Annotated in this window: 15 protein-coding genes; 2 read left to right on the top strand and 13 right to left on the bottom strand. The window is 55.5% G+C overall.

Translation table 11 applies throughout. The features are described 5' to 3' along the window. Positions 1 to 9: 9 nt before the first annotated feature. The 4 genes from ACONT6_RS05190 to ACONT6_RS05205 are packed head-to-tail and all read right to left on the bottom strand — an operon-like array spanning position 10 to position 3,199. Positions 10 to 1,383: a hypothetical protein gene (locus ACONT6_RS05190; RefSeq protein ID WP_428820723.1), complete on the bottom strand. Its 1,374-nt coding sequence runs from the start codon at positions 1,381 to 1,383 to the stop codon at positions 10 to 12. Positions 1,384 to 1,425: 42 nt separating this feature from the next. Then, positions 1,426 to 2,199 (bottom strand): SIMPL domain-containing protein, encoded by a 774-nt coding sequence (locus ACONT6_RS05195; RefSeq protein ID WP_428820724.1) that lies wholly within the window; start codon positions 2,197 to 2,199, stop codon positions 1,426 to 1,428. A 49-nt stretch (positions 2,200 to 2,248) separates the two neighbouring features. Further along, positions 2,249 to 2,707 (bottom strand): hypothetical protein, encoded by a 459-nt coding sequence (locus ACONT6_RS05200; protein ID WP_428820725.1) that lies wholly within the window; start codon positions 2,705 to 2,707, stop codon positions 2,249 to 2,251. A gap of 51 nt (positions 2,708 to 2,758) precedes the next feature. After that, a complete protein-coding gene (locus ACONT6_RS05205; RefSeq protein ID WP_428820726.1) occupies positions 2,759 to 3,199 on the bottom strand; it encodes a GFA family protein in 441 nt (146 codons plus the stop codon). A 333-nt stretch (positions 3,200 to 3,532) separates the two neighbouring features. On the opposite strand from ACONT6_RS05205, the gene ACONT6_RS05210 reads away from it, so the two are divergent. Beyond that, the gene (locus tag ACONT6_RS05210; RefSeq protein WP_428820727.1) at positions 3,533 to 4,462 is read left to right on the top strand and encodes an SGNH/GDSL hydrolase family protein; all 930 of its coding nucleotides are present in this window, start codon (positions 3,533 to 3,535) and stop codon (positions 4,460 to 4,462) included. 87 nt (positions 4,463 to 4,549) lie between these two features. Here the strand turns inward: ACONT6_RS05210 and ACONT6_RS05215 are convergent, their stop codons facing one another. After that, on the bottom strand, positions 4,550 to 6,205 hold the full coding sequence (locus ACONT6_RS05215; protein ID WP_428820728.1) for a thioredoxin domain-containing protein: 1,656 nt from the start codon (positions 6,203 to 6,205) through the stop codon (positions 4,550 to 4,552). A gap of 647 nt (positions 6,206 to 6,852) precedes the next feature. Here ACONT6_RS05215 and ACONT6_RS05220 point away from each other — a divergent pair. After that, positions 6,853 to 8,919 (top strand): hypothetical protein, encoded by a 2,067-nt coding sequence (locus tag ACONT6_RS05220; protein WP_428820729.1) that lies wholly within the window; start codon positions 6,853 to 6,855, stop codon positions 8,917 to 8,919. A gap of 90 nt (positions 8,920 to 9,009) precedes the next feature. Here ACONT6_RS05220 and ACONT6_RS05225 read toward each other — a convergent pair whose 3' ends face one another. The 8 genes from ACONT6_RS05225 to ACONT6_RS05260 all read right to left on the bottom strand — a co-directional run bounded on the left by ACONT6_RS05225 (position 9,010) and on the right by ACONT6_RS05260 (position 16,887). Next, positions 9,010 to 9,483, bottom strand: a complete 474-nt coding sequence (locus ACONT6_RS05225) for a YcxB family protein (protein WP_428820730.1) — start codon at positions 9,481 to 9,483, stop codon at positions 9,010 to 9,012. Positions 9,484 to 9,560: 77 nt separating this feature from the next. Next, the gene (locus ACONT6_RS05230; protein WP_428820731.1) at positions 9,561 to 10,610 is read right to left on the bottom strand and encodes an oxidoreductase; all 1,050 of its coding nucleotides are present in this window, start codon (positions 10,608 to 10,610) and stop codon (positions 9,561 to 9,563) included. A 22-nt stretch (positions 10,611 to 10,632) separates the two neighbouring features. Beyond that, complete coding sequence (locus tag ACONT6_RS05235) at positions 10,633 to 11,313, bottom strand: zinc metallopeptidase (protein ID WP_428820732.1); 681 nt, start codon at positions 11,311 to 11,313, stop codon at positions 10,633 to 10,635. 10 nt (positions 11,314 to 11,323) lie between these two features. After that, entirely contained in the window at positions 11,324 to 12,040 is a 717-nt protein-coding gene (locus tag ACONT6_RS05240) for an NYN domain-containing protein (protein ID WP_428820733.1), read from the bottom strand. Positions 12,041 to 12,112: 72 nt separating this feature from the next. Next, positions 12,113 to 12,817 carry a methyltransferase family protein gene (locus ACONT6_RS05245; RefSeq protein ID WP_428820734.1) on the bottom strand — a complete coding sequence of 235 codons (705 nt, stop codon included), beginning with the start codon at positions 12,815 to 12,817 and terminating at the stop codon, positions 12,113 to 12,115. A 208-nt stretch (positions 12,818 to 13,025) separates the two neighbouring features. Then, complete coding sequence (locus tag ACONT6_RS05250) at positions 13,026 to 13,613, bottom strand: class I SAM-dependent DNA methyltransferase (RefSeq protein ID WP_428820735.1); 588 nt, start codon at positions 13,611 to 13,613, stop codon at positions 13,026 to 13,028. A 200-nt stretch (positions 13,614 to 13,813) separates the two neighbouring features. Further along, the gene (locus tag ACONT6_RS05255; RefSeq protein WP_428820736.1) at positions 13,814 to 15,316 is read right to left on the bottom strand and encodes an AAA family ATPase; all 1,503 of its coding nucleotides are present in this window, start codon (positions 15,314 to 15,316) and stop codon (positions 13,814 to 13,816) included. A gap of 299 nt (positions 15,317 to 15,615) precedes the next feature. Continuing rightward, positions 15,616 to 16,887 (bottom strand): ribonucleotide-diphosphate reductase subunit beta, encoded by a 1,272-nt coding sequence (locus ACONT6_RS05260; RefSeq protein ID WP_181253715.1) that lies wholly within the window; start codon positions 16,885 to 16,887, stop codon positions 15,616 to 15,618. Between the last annotated feature and the right edge of the window lie 26 nt (positions 16,888 to 16,913).

A 16,913-nucleotide genomic window follows, 5' to 3' on the forward strand; every position in this document is an offset into this window, starting at 1 on the left:
GAAGCCCGTTCACAGAATATCGTCAAGCACGGCCTGCATCACCAGATCCTCGCGGTTCAGGTAGGCTTCCCAGGTATTTTCCACCGGCAGGTCTACCTCGAACGAGCCGATCTCCTCCAGAAAAAGCTTGTTCGGTGGCCAGCAGTCGTCAAACCAACCGCATCCATCAGCGAGATCCGTCCACGCCTTGGTCAAATACAATTGAATGCCAGATTTTGGCAGCGTTGGATAGAAACCCTCGGCGCGAAAGCGCAGCGCGTCTCCGATTTCACTACCCACCACTGTCAGCCGCTCGGGCAGGTACCGCTTGAACTGGCTGGCGGCGATAATGCCAGCAGAAAAAGTATTGGGCCCCACCAGCAGATAGAGCCTGCCTTCTGCGGGCACCGCGGCGGATAGCGATCGGACGATAGGTAGAACCTTGGTGTAGTCACCGCCCCTGTTATAGCGAAAATCCACAATGATATTGCTCGGCCGCTCTTCGGCTACAAGATTGGCAATACGCTGCTCGAACTGATCGAGAGACTCCGATTTGTCGGCAAAGCTCGCATTCATGCGCACATAGACTGCCTCGTGCTCGGGGACTTTCCGCAGTATGTGGAGCTTCTCCGTTTCCTGCAGGTATAACGGCAGTTCCTGGTCACTATGTAACAGCGAAACCCACCCCTCGGTATTGAAGTGCTCGTCGTCCGGGAAAATATTGCGAAAGTCCCAGAAGGGATCGCCAGGCATGGTGTTCTCGTCTGCGGCAAGTTCGATGCTGGTTTTATTTCCCAGCGTATCCACGGTACGGATTTCGGTGGACTGAAGTTCCGCTTCCGCGCCCAGAAAGGAAAGAGCACTGGGGGCGGAAAACAGGAACTGACTGCGGTAGCGCTGCCAGCCCGGCGTACCGCCACCGGTCAATTTGACGGTATCTTCAAGCATGGTCTCGGGCGTCTTGCCGCCGAGGGAAAGCACCCGCTGGCCGAGAAGGTGGGCGTACTCCGGTCGTGACTTGATGACAATCAGGCCATCAGCGGTCCAGTGAAAGCGCAGCGGCAGCCGGTACATTCTGGTGGTCAGTACCGTCGTGTGGGCGTTGTCGAAAACCGCCAGCGCCTTTAGCGCGGTGAGCGTCAGGTCATCCTCGGTCGTTGGTGTGGGGGCAGTCTCGATAATACTGGAGAAGCGTGCCGCCTGCTCAGGGGTAATATCCTTTTCATTAGCGAGAACGACGTCGTGAAAAAATTCCAGGTCAGACTGCAGTGTTGGCTCGGAAGCCGTCGGTGGAATCTCCGGCTTTTGCAGCATTTGCCAGCCACCGACAGAAATAAAAACTGCGGCCAGTAGCAGGTTGAACAGAATATACCCGGCTAAAATTTTTACTAGGATACGCTTCATTTTCTGGCCGCTCTCTAAGATTGTCCGTGGGGGATCGAGTATTTATTGTTCTTTGATTCTAAAATCCACATACAGGTCTGCTTCGTACTTAACCTCATCGAATGAGGGTGTGGCGGTAGAGATGGCTGGTTCCGAAGCATAATCACTTTGTGGCTTTCGAATACCTGTCACCACGACTTCCTCAAGCATCATGGCGCCGCGGGTAGCGTGTTGACGGATTTCGGCAGTACGGATACCCACTGGAGTCAATTTGATCCCGAGAACCTGTTCATAGTCAGCCTTTTGCGCCATGACCTTGGCGAGGGCTTCCGCTTTGACTTTCTTGTTGAATTCCTCCTTTAACGAATGTTCGAAGGTGGTATCCGACAGGTTTACTTCCTCATTCTGATCCGCCAGTCGCGCAATGGTCTCGAGCTGGTCCTCATGCTCAATGGTGACCGCCACCCGGTTGATTACCTTGTAACTACTCGGCGTCTTTCCAAGCCAGCTGTACTGGGGGGAGGAGGAAAATTTCGAGTTCTTGATGTTGTCCTGGATGATCCCCGAGCTGTTCAGCGCTTTTGCGAGCTGATCCCGCAAGGCACTGTTTGAGGCAATGGCATCTGCCAGTTGATCTTCCTCTGTGGTCACAACCATGCTGACGATGGCACGATCGGAGTAGGCAGTTTCTTCGGCGCTGGCACGTATGGTGACGATCTTTTCTTCAGGATGCAGCAGGCTTCTCAGGTCTTGCGGGGTCCCCTTCAACTCAGGCAAAGCGAAACTAATACTGGAAAAAGCGAAGACAGATATGAATAAAAGTGAGCGTTTCATCATTGGGATCCTTGTCGTTATATTTATGTTGTTTTCGTGATAAGTCGTGGGCTCATCCTGTGCGAATTCGGTACAGGGCAACGCGGGCTTGAGTAAACTCCCCAGCCTCAATTCCGCCCTTGTTAAATTCCCTGGTCATTTCCGCCAGTAGCTCGTCTCGCGGCAGAGCAGAAAAGAGGTTGAAGATCACATGACGGTTCGCGGGGGTGGATTCCCGCAAGGCCAGATTGACGACCCAGGGGATATCGCTGCTGCTCAGGTGTGGCGAAAGGGCATCTACAGCAGCCGTGATGGCTCCCCAGCGGGCACGTAGCTTCGACAGGGTGGTGAGAAAAGTCTTCAGTTTCTCCTGTGACCGTGCATCTCCCCAGGCGCCGAGTGTCTTTGCGGCACAGACCTGTATCCCTTCGTATTTGGACTGTAGTGCCTCTTCGACCTCTTGAATATAAATAGTTTTCGGCTTCTTGGTGGAAAGTACACTCAGGCGGTAACTGGTTTTCTGCAAATCCATAGGCTAGGTAGACTCCAAAATCTTTCGCGTGCAGGCGCTGCTGACCGGATTTTACTCGTCGTGGCTGGTCTCTCTCACTTTCTCGTGAGAGCCAGGAAATTCGTCGTGCTGGGGAAGGGTATCGGGTATCTCATACCATGGCGATTTGGAGCCCACAAAGAAATGCCCCTCGACCTTGTTGCTCGGCGCCTGATCCAGGCCGCCCAGCGGGATGCCAATCTTGTCCGGGCTCTCGTCGTATGTACTGATCAGGCTGGAGCCACAGATCGAACAGAAAGTTTTGACGGTGTTTTCCGATGAATGGTAGCCGGATAAATACTCTTCGCCCTTGATCCATTTGAACTGGCTGGACTTGATGGTGGCCCTGGTTCGGAACGCGGCACCGTGCCAGCGGCGGCATTTCGAACAGTGGCAATTGAATATGGGGCCGAGCTCACCCGTAATTTCGTACTCAATTGCTTCGCACAGGCAGCGGCCGGTTAATTTCTGCATGTTCCCAATCCCTGGATGATAAGCGTCGTTTGGAAACGATTGAATTTACCACAAGTTCTGGTAAATCCGTTGAAGGTCTATTGTCAGCCTCACGGGAAGGCTCGATTCGCGATCAGTAACCGTGACGAGTTGTTCACGGGTTTTGAGTCCCTGATCACTGCGTGATCGCAGCTGTGTGAGGGGGCGCTTTGGGCGACAGGACTGAGATTTACATCTCAGACTGGATAAGACGGCATGTAACCCATCCGCGGATAATAGCGTGACCAACTAACCTGTCTCCGTTCACCGCATTAAAAAAATAAAGTCATAAATATGATGATCGGAGAAAACACAATGCATAAAGCCAGTCTTTTTGTTTCCCTCGCCATTACCTCTGCGCTGTGGTCCATGAGTACCCTGGCCGCGCCAGCCAAAGGCACGGCCGCGGGTGACAGCATCACCATGGGGTTTGCGGCCGACTGTACCGGCAATACGTTCTTTACTGGCGGTTTTTTCTGCCTGTTGGGCGGCGACCAGCCGGAGCACAGCTGGTTCGATGGTTGGGACGGTAGTGTCAACAGTGTCCACGACAAATACAAAGCCATAGACCCGAATGTTGCCGCCAACAAGAATGCCGCCCGTTCCGGTTCGGAGATGCGCGGCGGCAGTGACAATTTCAGTGTGCAGGCGGACCGGATCCTTGCGGATACGCTGGTTGCCGATCACGTGGAAGTGGTGCTCGGCGGCAATGATATCTGCAATCGCGACTGCGTCGATCCGGCCAACTGTTCGGACCCGCTGTTGACGGAAAACCAATGGCGCGGGGCGGTGAAAGCCGGGCTCGACAAACTGGTGGGTGGCCTGCCCAGCGGCTCGACGGTAGTGCTCGGTTCGGTACCCCGGGTGCAGGATCTGCGCGCGGCGGGTGTCGCCAAGCAGAGCGGTAACTGGCGGGTTAACTGTGAAAGCGTCTGGTCCACCTTCGGTATCTGCCGGATCGCCACCAACGGCGGCACCATGAACGGCGAATCCTTTGCCACACGTTACGCCGGCATCAATGCTGCACAGCGCCTGTATAACGAGGTCCTGCAGCAGGAGGCCGCGGCCTACAACGGCACCAATGGTGTGGAAGTGGTTGCGGAATACTCCGGGGCGAACCAGACCAATGTGGGCACCTTCACCTTCGGCAAAGATGATATTGATGGTGGGGACTGCTTCCATCCCAGCGTGCGCGGCCAGAACACGGTAGCGAACCTGATGTGGAACGGTAACCCGGACAAGTAAATCGCGGGCGGTGAACAGGGCTCCACACGGAGCCCTCAACATTTATCGCCGCAAGTTAGCCCGGCGTCAGGCCTCGGCCCGTCGACGCTAGTCGGAATCTTTATCTTCGCCGCTGTTGTCCTGGCCGTTGTCCTCGCTACTCTCCTGCTCGAAATAACTCTCTTCCTCGACAACGTATTGCACCCGCTCGGGTAATCCGTTGCGCATGAAGGTCACATCGACCACCTCGCCACTGGTCAGTGCATCCCAGAGCTGGTTCTGGCCGCTGTGAACCCAGGTGTCATTCACCCGCACCACCACATCGCCTTCCTCGAAGCCCAGTGCAGTGAAGAACTCGCTATCTGCGATGCCCTCGAGTCGCAACAGGTTGTGCCCGTCGACCACGTGCTCCGCGGGGACGAATTTCTTTTCCAGCTCGGCGCGGTTCTGCAGCTGCTCTTCCAGCCACGCCTGCCCCAGGGTCAATACGCCGGAAGGCGGGATCAGTTTGCGGGATTCACCGTCCGGTTGCTCAATGCGTCGCATGGTGGCCTCGTCCCGCTGTGCCGTGGTGGTCATGGGCACCCGCACATAATCGCCATCCTCTCCGCGCAGGGTCAATCGCTCCAGGTGGTCGCTGACCTGCAGGATGGCGTAGCGCTCGTGTACTCGCTTGAGGGTGACGCCGTCCATCAGTGTATCTCCGGGGGAGAATTGCCCGGCAGAGGCATCGCGGATGCGAATCAGGGCAGTGGACTGTTCGGGCTGGGAGGAGACACTGGTGCCGTTTAGCCGCAGCGGCAATTCGGTCTCGGCGATCCGCTCGCCGGACTGTCGCCAGCGGGCGGCATCGGCATGGACGCTCGCCGGATCGTGTCCCAGGCGTTGCAACTCCTGGTCAATCCACATGGCGTAGTGTTCCAGGGGCCGCGGGCCTTTGACGTAGAGCCCGTTCACAAACACCACCGGCACGCTCTGCAGGCCCAGGGAGCGGGCGAGGGTGGTATCGGCGGCAACCCGATCACTACCTTCGGGATCGTCGAGGCAGCGGTTGAACGCATCCTGTGACAATCCCTGCTGTGTCGCGAGCTGGCTGAAGGTCTCCCCGTCCATTGTTTTCGCCTGCGTGTAGAGACCATCCGCGTAGGCCCAGGGTGTATCCTGCAGGCCGGCGCAGTGCACTGCCGCTGCGGCCTGCGCGCCCTGCCGGTGGTAGTGCATGGGGAAGTCAAAAGGCACCACGGCAATCCAGCCGGCATAGCGATCCAGCAATTCCCGCAGCACCAGATTGGTGGTGGCGCAGTGCACCGACTGGTAGGAGCAGAATACCGCGAGGGTTACCGGGGCTTCGGGGTTGCCGCGCAGGCGGCGGTCGCCACTATCGATGTCCAGTCTGGGAGGTTGGGGATGGGGCAGCAGCCACTCCACCGTGGGTGCGTCTCCACCGGAGGCCTGCGACGGGCGCTGTGCTTCCACCATGGATTTGAGCGTATTGAAGCGCAGCTGGTACTCGGCCAGTGCCAGGTCGTGCCGTTCCAGGCGGATTTTTTGATCCACCTCTCGCAGGGTGATCGCGCTATCGCCGACGCGCGCCACTATTTTTTGGTCTTTTTGTTGTTGATCGTATTGTCGATCTTCCTGATGTTCGCCGCTGTCGGATCCGGGCTCCCTATCCGTATCAAAGCTGCAGGCGGAGAGTAGCGCGGCCAAGCATATCGGCAGCAGCCGGGCAGGGTGGTTATACCGCTTATCCAGTTCATCCATGGCGTTCGATCCACTCGTTATTATTCTGTGAGCATTTCTAGCACATGGGCTCTTGAGTCTCTACCAACCCCGTAGCGCACAGCGCATTGTGGCGGGGAAGATAACGCCGCCTATCTGGTGCCGGGTGAAAAAGATCCGCTTCTGCATACTTGTGTCGCGAGTACAGCGAGTGAAACGATAGTCCCACCTAATAATCGAATCGCGAACTCTATTGCATAAATAACCCGATATGAATCACTAATTTTTCAGGCCTAAAAAATATTCCGTTAAGACTAAATTCTAATGCCGTATTTACTGCCAGTATTTCCTCTGCGCGATAGAGAATAAAAACCGCGTGGACTATAAAAAGGGCTCGCATTTCCGTTTTTCAATTTTTCACCCACGGCATCAAAACCATAATCTGACTTGTGCTGGATAGCCGAGTCACCGGAGGGACGACAATGAATAAACACCTGGAAAATGTCTTACCACGCATTAACAAAACCTCGATATTCTCTCTTTTCTTATTTGTCGTAATTGGATTTTTTCCACTCAATAGCACGGCACTGGAAATCAATCTGGTATTTGATCCCGATGGGCCTGGTGCCGTTGATCCCTGTGATGATGGGCTTGCCGCATGTGGGCATACGGAAGAGCTTATTCAAATCGTGGGGTCAGTAGCGGATCATTTTGAGAGCATTATTCAAGATGAGCACGAGATGACCATCCGCTTCTGGTGGCTGGATCCCGCCCTGGGCGCCCCGGATGCGTTGATTATCGAGAGGGACGAAGACGGCAAACCGATTGAAGCGAGAATCCGGATTTCGGCGGACCTCGATTATTACTACGACACCTTTCCGGATTTCGACTCTGAATTCGTTATGCGCCCAAAGCTGGCCAGAACGGTACCGGATTTCGAGGTGGCGGAAGCCTTTTCCGGTGTGGCTCCGGAAATTTACGAGGTCGCGTATAACGGTAAGGAGATCGACCCGATAGGCGGCCTGGATCTGGTAACTGTTGTGTCACACGAAATGGCACACACCCTCGGTATCAGTTCGGACGTGAGTACCGCCTGCAACGAGGCAGACAATCCACCTTTTTACCTCGTCGATCCGGAATTTGACGGCAGTGCATCACTGGGCGTCAAGGCCTATGAATTTCTGAACGAGGGGGAAACAGACTTCGACTGTGCACATCTGGCACTCGGCGGCCTGAACATGTGTAAGCCGGCAGACCAGCAGGATCAATCGGTCGGTGAACTATTCGACGACCCCAGCACCGTTGAGGGCCTGACGGTCGGGGAATGCGCCTCCCACCAGGCGTTGAACTGGTTTGCGTTTTATCCGAAATCGCGCGCCCGGCCTTCCATCAACGGTATTCTTGTGATGCAACAGGGGGGGAACTGGGAGCAGATCAATCTGCCGCGCCTCTACAGTCTCACCGGCGGGGACTGGTCAACCCCATCCAATTGGCTGGGTAGTGAAGTGCCCAACGAAACGGACGAGGTGTTTATTGTCAATCAGTTGCCCCTGTTCTTCGTGACCGAGATAGAGGTCACCGACAGCCGCAATGCAAAGAGCCTGTATATCGCTGATGAAAATAAACTGACCATTCACGGCAGCTCGGAACTGGCGGTTGCTGGCCCCGTTACCGCTGCCGGCCCCAATTCCACCACCGGCCCCCTGAGGCCGATTATCCCGCCGATGGGCGGTGAGCCGCCCATCGGCACCGAGGGCCCCTTCACCACGGTTGAGGTGGAAGCTACCGGGGTGTTCAACGCATTCGATCTGAATATCGAACCCGAGGCCAGGTTCCTGGTAAATACCAGCAGCGAGACCAACCTCGGCAACCTGGAAAGCTTCGGCCTGATACGCGGGGCCGGTGTCATCAACGTGTTTGTCCTTGAAAACGCCAGAAGGATAACCGCTGACTCCGGTACGCTGATCTTCGCAATCCCGGAAGGAGATCCCGACGACACCGTCGTGGTCGGGCCGCCGCGGCTGGATCTTGACGGCCCCAGCTTTGTTGGCGATGCCGATGCCGCCTTGTCTGCTATCAATGGCGACCTGATTTTCGATGGCGCCATTGCAGACAGCGTACAGGCGCAAATTACTGTGGGCGCGGGGCGCTTTATCGAGTTTGTCGACGGATGGGAGCAGGGCTTTTCCGGAAATGGATTCCCCAAGCATGCGCTGATACTGGACGGCGGCCCCAGCGGAGCCGAAGTGCGCGGTGAAACCTCGCTCGGAGGGCGCGTACAGGTCAATGGCCTGGGTGTTTTCACTGACGATGCGACATTCGAATCCCTTTCAGAAACGGATTTGGATATCGGCGGCCTTGCTCCGGGGCTCGAGCACGACCAGCTGAATATGCAGAACGTCCAGTTCAATGGCACGCTCAACGTCGAGTTTAACGAGGGCTTCGCGCCCGGCTTCCAGGACAGCTTTGCGCTGATCACCTACGCGAGTCACCTGGGCGAATTCAGCAGCATCGAGGGAATCGATCTCGACATGGCGCTGGAGGGTGGGCTCAAGCTGTTTCTGGAATATGGCGACACCGAACTGTCTCTGCTTGTGGGACTCGATGGTGGTTCGCCCGGCGAACCCAATTGCTCAGGCCAGAGCATTGCCACACAGGCAGCCATACACGGTGGCATCGCGGCAGCGGCGGCCTTCCATGGCTTCGCCAGCGTAAAGGCCTTTAAAGACGCGATTAAGGATTTTTGCAATATGTAAGTGACCAGGTGCGCACGTGTCACCCGATGGATAGTCTAAGCGCAGATCCAGCCGTGGCGCTGGTCTGCGCAGGTTTTACGGAGCCTGAATCTATTGATTGCGTGCCACAATCTCGCTTACCAGCTCGGCAGGAAATAAGGATTTGGAAAGATACTGCTGGCCTCCGGACTTGGTGACCAGAATCAGCCCCAGATCGGTTTCAACAACTCGCTCGATTTCTGACCACGAGAGCGTTGTTTGTGTGTGGGTGCTCTTTGTGGTTATTCCATCGTCATCAATCGTTAATGCCACTTCCGTATTGGCACTTCTCCCCAACATCTGACGAGCCAGCCACCAGGCGCGCCGGAATCGAATATGCAGCAGCTCCAGAATGCCGAGGGCGACCAGCAGGTAGCCCAGGACTTTGGGTTGCTCGGTAAACATCAGTGACCCGGAGCCCGTTGCAAGTAATAGGGCCGGCAACAGGTAATTGGGCTTTGCTCCTTTGCCGTGGGGGAGAGACTGATCAAAACACTCGGCGAGGTATTCTCGAGATAGGGTGAACTGTGTCTTGAATGGATGCATAGAGACCGCTTGTTTGGGTGGTTACTTGTATGGCTGAGGCAAATCGGGTCGAGCTTTCAGCGGGAAGCGAGTGGCCGCTAACGATCGCTATCAATCTGAATGGTTTGTCCACTGGCCGCACTTTGCCGCGCCAGATGGATCAGGCGGATATTCCACAGGGCCTGCTCCGCGCTCACCGGTACTTCGCTACCGTCCAGAATGGCACCGGCCAGCTGATGATAGTAATGCTGATAGCCGCCGGTTTCCGTGGGGATTGTGGTCACTTCGTCGGCCGCGTACAACTCACCGTATTGTTCGGGGCGCTCTTGCGCCCAGTCGGCGGATAGCGGCAGCTCGCCGGATTTCAGGCGGTCTTCCTGCGGGTCCAGGCCGTGCTTGATAAAACTTCCGGCCTCGCCCTGTACCTCAAAGCGCAGGTTCAGCGCCGCGCAGAAAGGGCTGCTGCGCAGCACGGCTATATGCTCCGGGTAGTGCAGGGTCAGGTGGAAAAAATCATCCACTTCCGCCTGTGGGCGCAGCGTCTTAACCTGTGCGGTGATCGCCGTGGGTGGGCCAAACAGCTGCAGCGCCTGATCCAGCATATGCGGCCCCAGATCGAACAGGATGCCGCCACCCTCTACATCGGACTCGCGCCAGCGCTTGCGCACCTCGGGGCGGAAGCGGTCGAAGTGGCTTTCAAAATAGCGCACCGCGCCCAGGCGGTTTTCGGCAATCAGTTTCTGTACCGTGAGGAAGTCACCATCCCAGCGGCGGTTGTGGTAGACGCTCAGTACCCGCTGCTGCTGCCGCGCCAGCGCGATCAGCTCCTCGCCCTGTTCGACACGGGTAACAAAGGGCTTCTCCAGCACCACATGCTTGCCCTGCTGCAGGGCGAGCTTGGCCAGGGCAAAGTGCGCTTCATTGGGGGCGGTGATGATCACCAGGTCGGCATCGCACCGGGTTAGCAGTGTTTCCGCATCGGTATAGACCTCCACCTCCGGGTGCTGCTGTTGCACCTGCTCACCCTTGGAGGTGCTGACCGCGGTGAAGCGGAAGGGCGGCAGGTTGAGGATAAACGGCAGGTGGAAGGTGGTGGCGGAAAAACCGTAGCCGATGATGGCGGTTTTGATTCCGGTTGTGGTGGTCATGGGAAAGCGGGCTCCATGGTGCTTATCTGAGAAATCGTATCCAGCGCCACAGTCTCAGTACATCCAGCAGCGCGCCGGCCACGTAGGTGAGGGCGCAGGCCTTGAGTACACTGTGAGCCTTGCTCAACAGGTGTTCCGGCAGGTAGCCCTCCCTGAGTATCGGCAGGGCCTTGTTGAAGCTTGCATCGTACTCTTCCGGCAGTATCGCCACATACATCAGCGCGGACGCGAGCATGGTAATCACCGCCACCACGCCAATCCACAGGAATATCACCGGTGACTTGATCAGCAGGGTGAGAATAGGGGCGGCGATCAGGATAGAACCGCCTATTTTCTGGATTTGCCCGGCCCGGCTCAGATACTTGTCCCGCAGTTTGGAGATGGGCTCCCCGCGACAGAACTGCATCGCATGGCCCACTTCATGGGCGGCCACCGCCACTGCGGTTACCGACTTGCCGTGGTAGACCTCCGGGCTCAGCGCCACGATCTTCTCCGCCGGCGAGTAGTAATTCTGGTCCTTGCCGGCCTCGATCACCTTAACGCCGTCGAGCTGGTAGCGCTCGATCAGGTGCTTGGCCAGTTCCGCGCCGGAGCCGGGCATATCGCCGATTTCGGTGGAATGCCGCCACAGTACAAAGCGTACCCACAGTTGAGGGCCGACAATGAGGGCGACTATGGCCAGGGTGATCAGTACGTAAATCATGGGTTCTAAATCAGCTCTTTTTACTTCTTCGAATATCCCTGACCAAGTATGACTTACCCTGACCTCGCTTCAACTCGAACAGATCAATGGCTCGGAACAGGCTGCTCAGATTCTTGAAACCGTAGTTACGGCAGTCGAATGACGCCCGGTTGGAAATATTGGAGCCGACGGCACCGAGATCGGCCCAGCCGTCATCGTCCTCGGTGGCCTCAAGGGCCTGCCGCAGCAAGGTGATCAGTTTGGTGTCCGATTTGATGTTCTTGCGCTTTTCACCGTTAGTTTCCTTGACCGTTTCTTGCTGGTCGAGGAAGAGGAACTTGGAGCAGGCATTCACGAACGGCGGCGGTGTCTTGCGCTCGCCAAACCCGAGTACCACCTTGCCCTCCGCCAGCGCCCGGGTCACCATCGGGGTAAAGTCACAATCCGAGGAGATAAAGCACATCACGTCGATATCTTTGGTGTACATCACATCCATCGCATCGATGACCAGGGCGATATCGGAGGCGTTCTTACCCTTAGTCAGATCGTACTGCTGCACCGGCTGGATGGCGTGTTCGTGCAGCAGTTCTTCCCAGCCCCTGAGGGTGGGTGACTTCCAGTTGCCATAGGCCTTGCGAATGGTGACCACGCCGTATTTCGCGACCTCGCTCAGGACGTCCTCAAACTTCGCCGCCGGGGCATTGTCCGCGTCGATGAAAAGGGCAATCTTCTGCTTTATTTCGTCCATCTTACTTCCATGATTGTCCTGCAGTTAGGGCGACATATGTGTCAAAAATTTGATATGACCCCAATTATTTTCTCAGTATATCCCGGGGATCAACCGATAGCGCACGCGCCGTGCATAGTCCCGGTAGCCGGGCAATTCTTCCTGTAGCGTCTGGTCTTCAAGTGCGGTTCTAATCACCGTGATGATTGTTGCCACCGCCGCAGGAATCAGTGCCCACACCGAGCCCAGCGCAAGAACAATACCGAGCAGCGGAAAAATATTTCCAGCATAACCCGGGTGCCTCACAAACCGGTACGGGCCACTGTCACACACATCGTGCCCTCGATCTGCCCGAATGCACACCACGCTGAAGAAAAAGCGGTTCTCTGCCAGTGCCCATGCCGCGAACGCGTATCCGAGCAAGATTAACGTGAAGCCGATCACGATGAGCCATAGCGGGAATTCGGGGGACCAGTGATAGCGGTGGTCCAGCCCTGCCACTATGACCATAGGGAACACGAGACTCACCGCCATCAGCGGAGCAAGTACTTTGTCCCAGGCTTTTGCGTTGTGGAAATTTTCACTATTTTGCCGTTCGGCTATCAATCCGGGATGTCGCTGTTCCGCCCATATGCGCCCCCCTATACCAGCGGCAAAGATCAGTAGGGAATAGAGCCACGCCTGCCACCAACCGAGATCCCCACCGCATATCAGTAAAACCAGCGGGATAAGGAGGTACACCACAACCAATCTGACCCACTGGCGAGGGGATACTGTTTGCGCTGCCTCTTCATTCACTGTCTTCTCTGACATGTCATTCCCCAAAACTAAACGTGGGTAAGTCTTTCACCTAATGCCCATGGTAGGAGCAGCCGAGGCACAGTGTAGGCTGTCTCGCGGAGGCGGCGCTATTTTGCGGTCTGAGCGCAATAAGTGGGGAGCAATCTTTGCGGGATGTTGTTCTGGTTAGTGCACCGGAAAATTCTTGCTCAGAGCCCACATAGTCTTATGGGTAGGTCCCCGTGCCCATTACAACGTCCATCCGGTTTTCACCTGTTCCCATGGAGAAGGGTAGGGTTACCTGGATGTCGGACAGGCCTGCGGCCCTGAAAGCGGCTGCGATGTCCTCACGGGTAAATCCGGTATCTTCGTTACCGTCCTCCCTGAGCCAATCCCACTGAACCAGGCGCCCATTGCTATTCAGTAGCTCAGCCAGCAGTCGTACTGTGTCCGTGTAGTTCGGGACAAAAGCGAGTGCGGAGGAAGCGACGATCAGGTCGAACTTGTCCTGCAGGTGCCTGTTCTTGTCGATCAGCTCCCGAGTCAGGCTGGATTGTATGGTAGTCACATTGCCCAGTTGCTTGGCCTCCAGTACGGCAAGCATTTTCCCTGCTGGATCGAGGGCGACGATGCTGCTTGCCAGTGGAGCGAGACGTTCCGTCAGCAGGCCCGTGCCGCAGCCGAAATCCAGGATTCGGGCGCCTTTGCAGTCCAGGGTGTCGGTAAGGGACCGGAAGGCGCGCTCCGAATAGGTGATGACATCGCTATTACTGTCCCATCCTTCGGCATAACTATCCCAGCTGTTGTCGGTCATTGCGGGTTACTTCTCCAGTGAACAGTGCGAGCTCAGGGGCGTCGGTAGCCGGTCAAGTGTGGGCAGGTGAAGCTATTGGCACATCTTTGTATTGGGTGGTTCGATGCCAAAAGGTTGATCTGACCCCAATTATTCCTTTCCGTGAAGCTAATGCTTTGTTTCAGACGCTCGGCGTCGGAGCGTCGCTCTGTAGGCGCCTGTTAAGCACCACCTTCGGCCTCTCTCAAGACTTCGACCCTCGGCTCTAACCAATCCACCAATGGGCGCACAAAGTTCTCCCAATTCGCTGAATTTGAGAAAATCTCAGCGATGCGGGAGAGGCCGACTCGGTCATCTAGGCCAAGTCTAGTCAAAATTTCGCTTAGATAATGATGGTCGTTTGCAACAACTCCAACTTCCTGCGCGGCTTCAATAATTTCGTTGTGAGCCTCATTTTCTGTCGCAGGCTGTTGACAAAGCGAAGCGTGAAAGTACCTTTCTGGTTGCTGCCCCTCGGGAAGGTCAAAACTCAATATGAGAGCTTTGGCTGCGTGCCTGATTTCATCAATATTATCCCCATGTCCGGTAACGACACGGTTTACTTGGGCTTCTATATCTTCTTCGCTGCGATAGAGGTCGCCGTCTAATACGAAGCACACGTTTTGGCAGTTTTCACCTCTCAGGAGTAACCCTCCAGCCATACTAAAAGAGTTTATTGCAGCACCAAATTTCCCAACAGAAACCCATTTGTTCGCTTTCAATCTCCCTAGGATTACGCGAACGATTGCGGAAGCGAACTCATCTTCCACAAAGATTTCAATGGGCTTTGGTTGTGTGCCAGTCAGTCTTGCAATCGCGTCCGGTTTCGTCTGCTCGAAGCAATAGGTTTTTTGTGGTCCGGTAAACAGATGACGAATATTTACCTCTCCCTCAAAGTCAACCAAACTTTCACGGTGAGTTGAAAAGACAACTTGAAGATTCTTCGCTCTAGCCCGTTCATTTATGACAATTACGAGCCTTTTTAAAGATTTTTCATGCAATAGCAAATCTAGTTCATCAAGAAGTATCAGAGAATAGTTTGGCGCCTTAAAAACTTTCTCTAAAACATAGAAAACTTTCTGCTCACCTGCACTCATGCTAAGCGCAGAGTATTGAACACCTTCTAGACCTACACCGATGAATTCCTTCCCCTGGGCGTTGTGCCGGTTGAAAGCGGTGTAGTGTCGGTCGAGAACATAAGAAGCTTTTTCTAGGATGGCTATAACGATTGCTTCGGTGATTTGTGTCGTTTGATAGTTAATTCGCACTTGACGATTTTCTGATTCGATCATTGGGACACACTTATCAATACCAATATAGATCAAGTCTCTTTTTGGCCTGTTTGCATACCTCGGTGTCCAGCGATCACTCGCCTTAGAATATATTCGAGTGCTATTGTTATGGACAACTTGACCATCGCGATAAGAGTGCGTCAGGGTCATCTTGCTTCCTTCCCAAAGCGCGTCAGTGCTCGGAAGAAAAAAACTACTGAATTTGTACCCTTCTCCTTGATCTGTATTTGGTTCGAAAGCACAAGCTAACGCATGGAGTACCGTCGACTTGCCGCTACCATTTGGCCCCAATATCGCAGTTAGTGGGTGGTCGACAAATGAGATATTTACATCTTTCAGGACTTTAAGTTGCTCGATTTCTAGACTTATCAACCGTTGTTGTGTGATTGGCATTATTTTCTCAAATCTCCGACGGCTGTTCGTGGTGCATTACGTTTATATCTTGGGCCCGGAGACCGATATCATTGCGACTGATATCCTGGCCAGTTGTGGTCCTGATGATTGCGGCTGGCCAGCTGATTTTGTTGAGATCCTTGGCTATGTACCCATAGGGTTGGTAATGGCATTCTGCGGGGCGGTTTTCCTGACGGACAAACAAAAAAAGCGGGCTTTCGCCCGCTTCAATACCTCTCTTCCTGTGAGCGACTCTTTGTTGTAGTAAATCCTTTTCTACAGTCGATGTGTCTGGTGTTTTACCACTGCAGCGCACCGCCGGTCTGGTATTCGATAACCCGTGTTTCGAAGAAGTTCTTCTCCTTGCGCAGGTCCATGATCTCGGACATCCACGGGAAGGGGTTCTGGGCGCCCGGGAACTGTTCTTTCAGGCCCAGCTGGCTCAGGCGACGGTTGGCGATGAAGTGGAGGTATTCCTCCATCATGGCCGCGTTCATGCCGAGTACGCCGCGGGGCATGGTGTCGCGGGCGTAGGCCACTTCCAGTTCCATACCTTCCAGGATCATCTGGGTCACTTCCTGCTGGAACTTTTCGGTCCACAGGTGCGGGTTTTCCAGTTTGATCTGGTTGATGACGTCGATGCCGAAGTTCAGGTGCATGGACTCGTCGCGCAGGATGTACTGGAACTGCTCGGCAACGCCGGTCATCTTGTTGCGGCGGCCCATGGACAGGATCTGGGTGAAGCCACAGTAGAAGAAGATGCCTTCGGTAACCGCGTAGAAGGCGATCAGGTTGCGCAGCAGTTCCTGGTCGGTTTCCACGGTGCCGGTCTTGAAGTTGGGATCGCTGATGGAGCCGGTGTGCGCAAGGCTCCAGGCGGCTTTCTTGGCGACGCTCGGTACTTCGCGGTACATGTTGAAGACTTCGCCTTCGTCCATCCCTAAGGACTCTACACAGTACTGGTAGGCGTGGGTGTGGATGGCTTCTTCAAAGGACTGACGCAGGATGTACTGGCGGCATTCCGGGTTGGTGATGTGGCGGTAGATGGCCAGCACCAGGTTGTTGGCTACCAGGGAGTCGGCGGTGGAGAAGTAACCCAGGGAGTATTCCACGATGCGACGCTCGTCCTCGGTCAGACCGTTGGGGTCTTTCCACATGGACACGTCTTTGTTCATGTTGACTTCCTGCGGCATCCAGTGGTTGGCACAGCCGTCGAGGTATTTCTGCCAGGCCCAGTCGTACTTGAACGGTACCAGCTGGTTCAGGTCGGCGCGGCAGTTGATGATGCGCTTCTCGTCTACCTGGATACGGGCGGCGCCCATTTCCAGTTCTTCGAGGCCCGGGGCCGGGTCCAGATCGCTGACTGCGGCGCGCGCGGCTTCTACTGCAGAAGAGGAGCCCGCCTGGGCCGCGGTCGATGCCGGGGCACTGCTGGCGCTATCTACCTGGTAGTTAGCGCCGGGTTCGGTGACTGCCTGCTGCTCGGATTGCAGTGCGCCCGGCACCGGTTGCGGTTCGGCTTTTTTGGGTTCGGGTTTGGCTTGAGTGTCGATATCGTCCCAGCTCAGCATGAGTGCTCCCCTTGTCTTTTGTGCGA

It is taken from the genome of Microbulbifer sp. MCCC 1A16149, from assembly GCF_050368945.1.
Taxonomy (GTDB): Bacteria; Pseudomonadota; Gammaproteobacteria; order Pseudomonadales; family Cellvibrionaceae; genus Microbulbifer.

Coding starts and splice junctions, on each gene's coding strand:
- ACONT6_RS05190 (WP_428820723.1), bottom strand. CDS start 1,383: ATGAAGCGTATCCTAGTAAAAATTTTAGCCGGGTATATTCTGTTCAAC.
- ACONT6_RS05195 (WP_428820724.1), bottom strand. CDS start 2,199: ATGATGAAACGCTCACTTTTATTCATATCTGTCTTCGCTTTTTCCAGT.
- ACONT6_RS05200 (WP_428820725.1), bottom strand. CDS start 2,707: ATGGATTTGCAGAAAACCAGTTACCGCCTGAGTGTACTTTCCACCAAG.
- ACONT6_RS05205 (WP_428820726.1), bottom strand. CDS start 3,199: ATGCAGAAATTAACCGGCCGCTGCCTGTGCGAAGCAATTGAGTACGAA.
- ACONT6_RS05210 (WP_428820727.1), top strand. CDS start 3,533: ATGCATAAAGCCAGTCTTTTTGTTTCCCTCGCCATTACCTCTGCGCTG.
- ACONT6_RS05215 (WP_428820728.1), bottom strand. CDS start 6,205: ATGGATGAACTGGATAAGCGGTATAACCACCCTGCCCGGCTGCTGCCG.
- ACONT6_RS05225 (WP_428820730.1), bottom strand. CDS start 9,483: ATGCATCCATTCAAGACACAGTTCACCCTATCTCGAGAATACCTCGCC.
- ACONT6_RS05230 (WP_428820731.1), bottom strand. CDS start 10,610: ATGACCACCACAACCGGAATCAAAACCGCCATCATCGGCTACGGTTTT.
- ACONT6_RS05235 (WP_428820732.1), bottom strand. CDS start 11,313: ATGATTTACGTACTGATCACCCTGGCCATAGTCGCCCTCATTGTCGGC.
- ACONT6_RS05240 (WP_428820733.1), bottom strand. CDS start 12,040: ATGGACGAAATAAAGCAGAAGATTGCCCTTTTCATCGACGCGGACAAT.
- ACONT6_RS05250 (WP_428820735.1), bottom strand. CDS start 13,613: ATGACCGACAACAGCTGGGATAGTTATGCCGAAGGATGGGACAGTAAT.
- ACONT6_RS05255 (WP_428820736.1), bottom strand. CDS start 15,316: ATGCCAATCACACAACAACGGTTGATAAGTCTAGAAATCGAGCAACTT.
- ACONT6_RS05260 (WP_181253715.1), bottom strand. CDS start 16,887: ATGCTGAGCTGGGACGATATCGACACTCAAGCCAAACCCGAACCCAAA.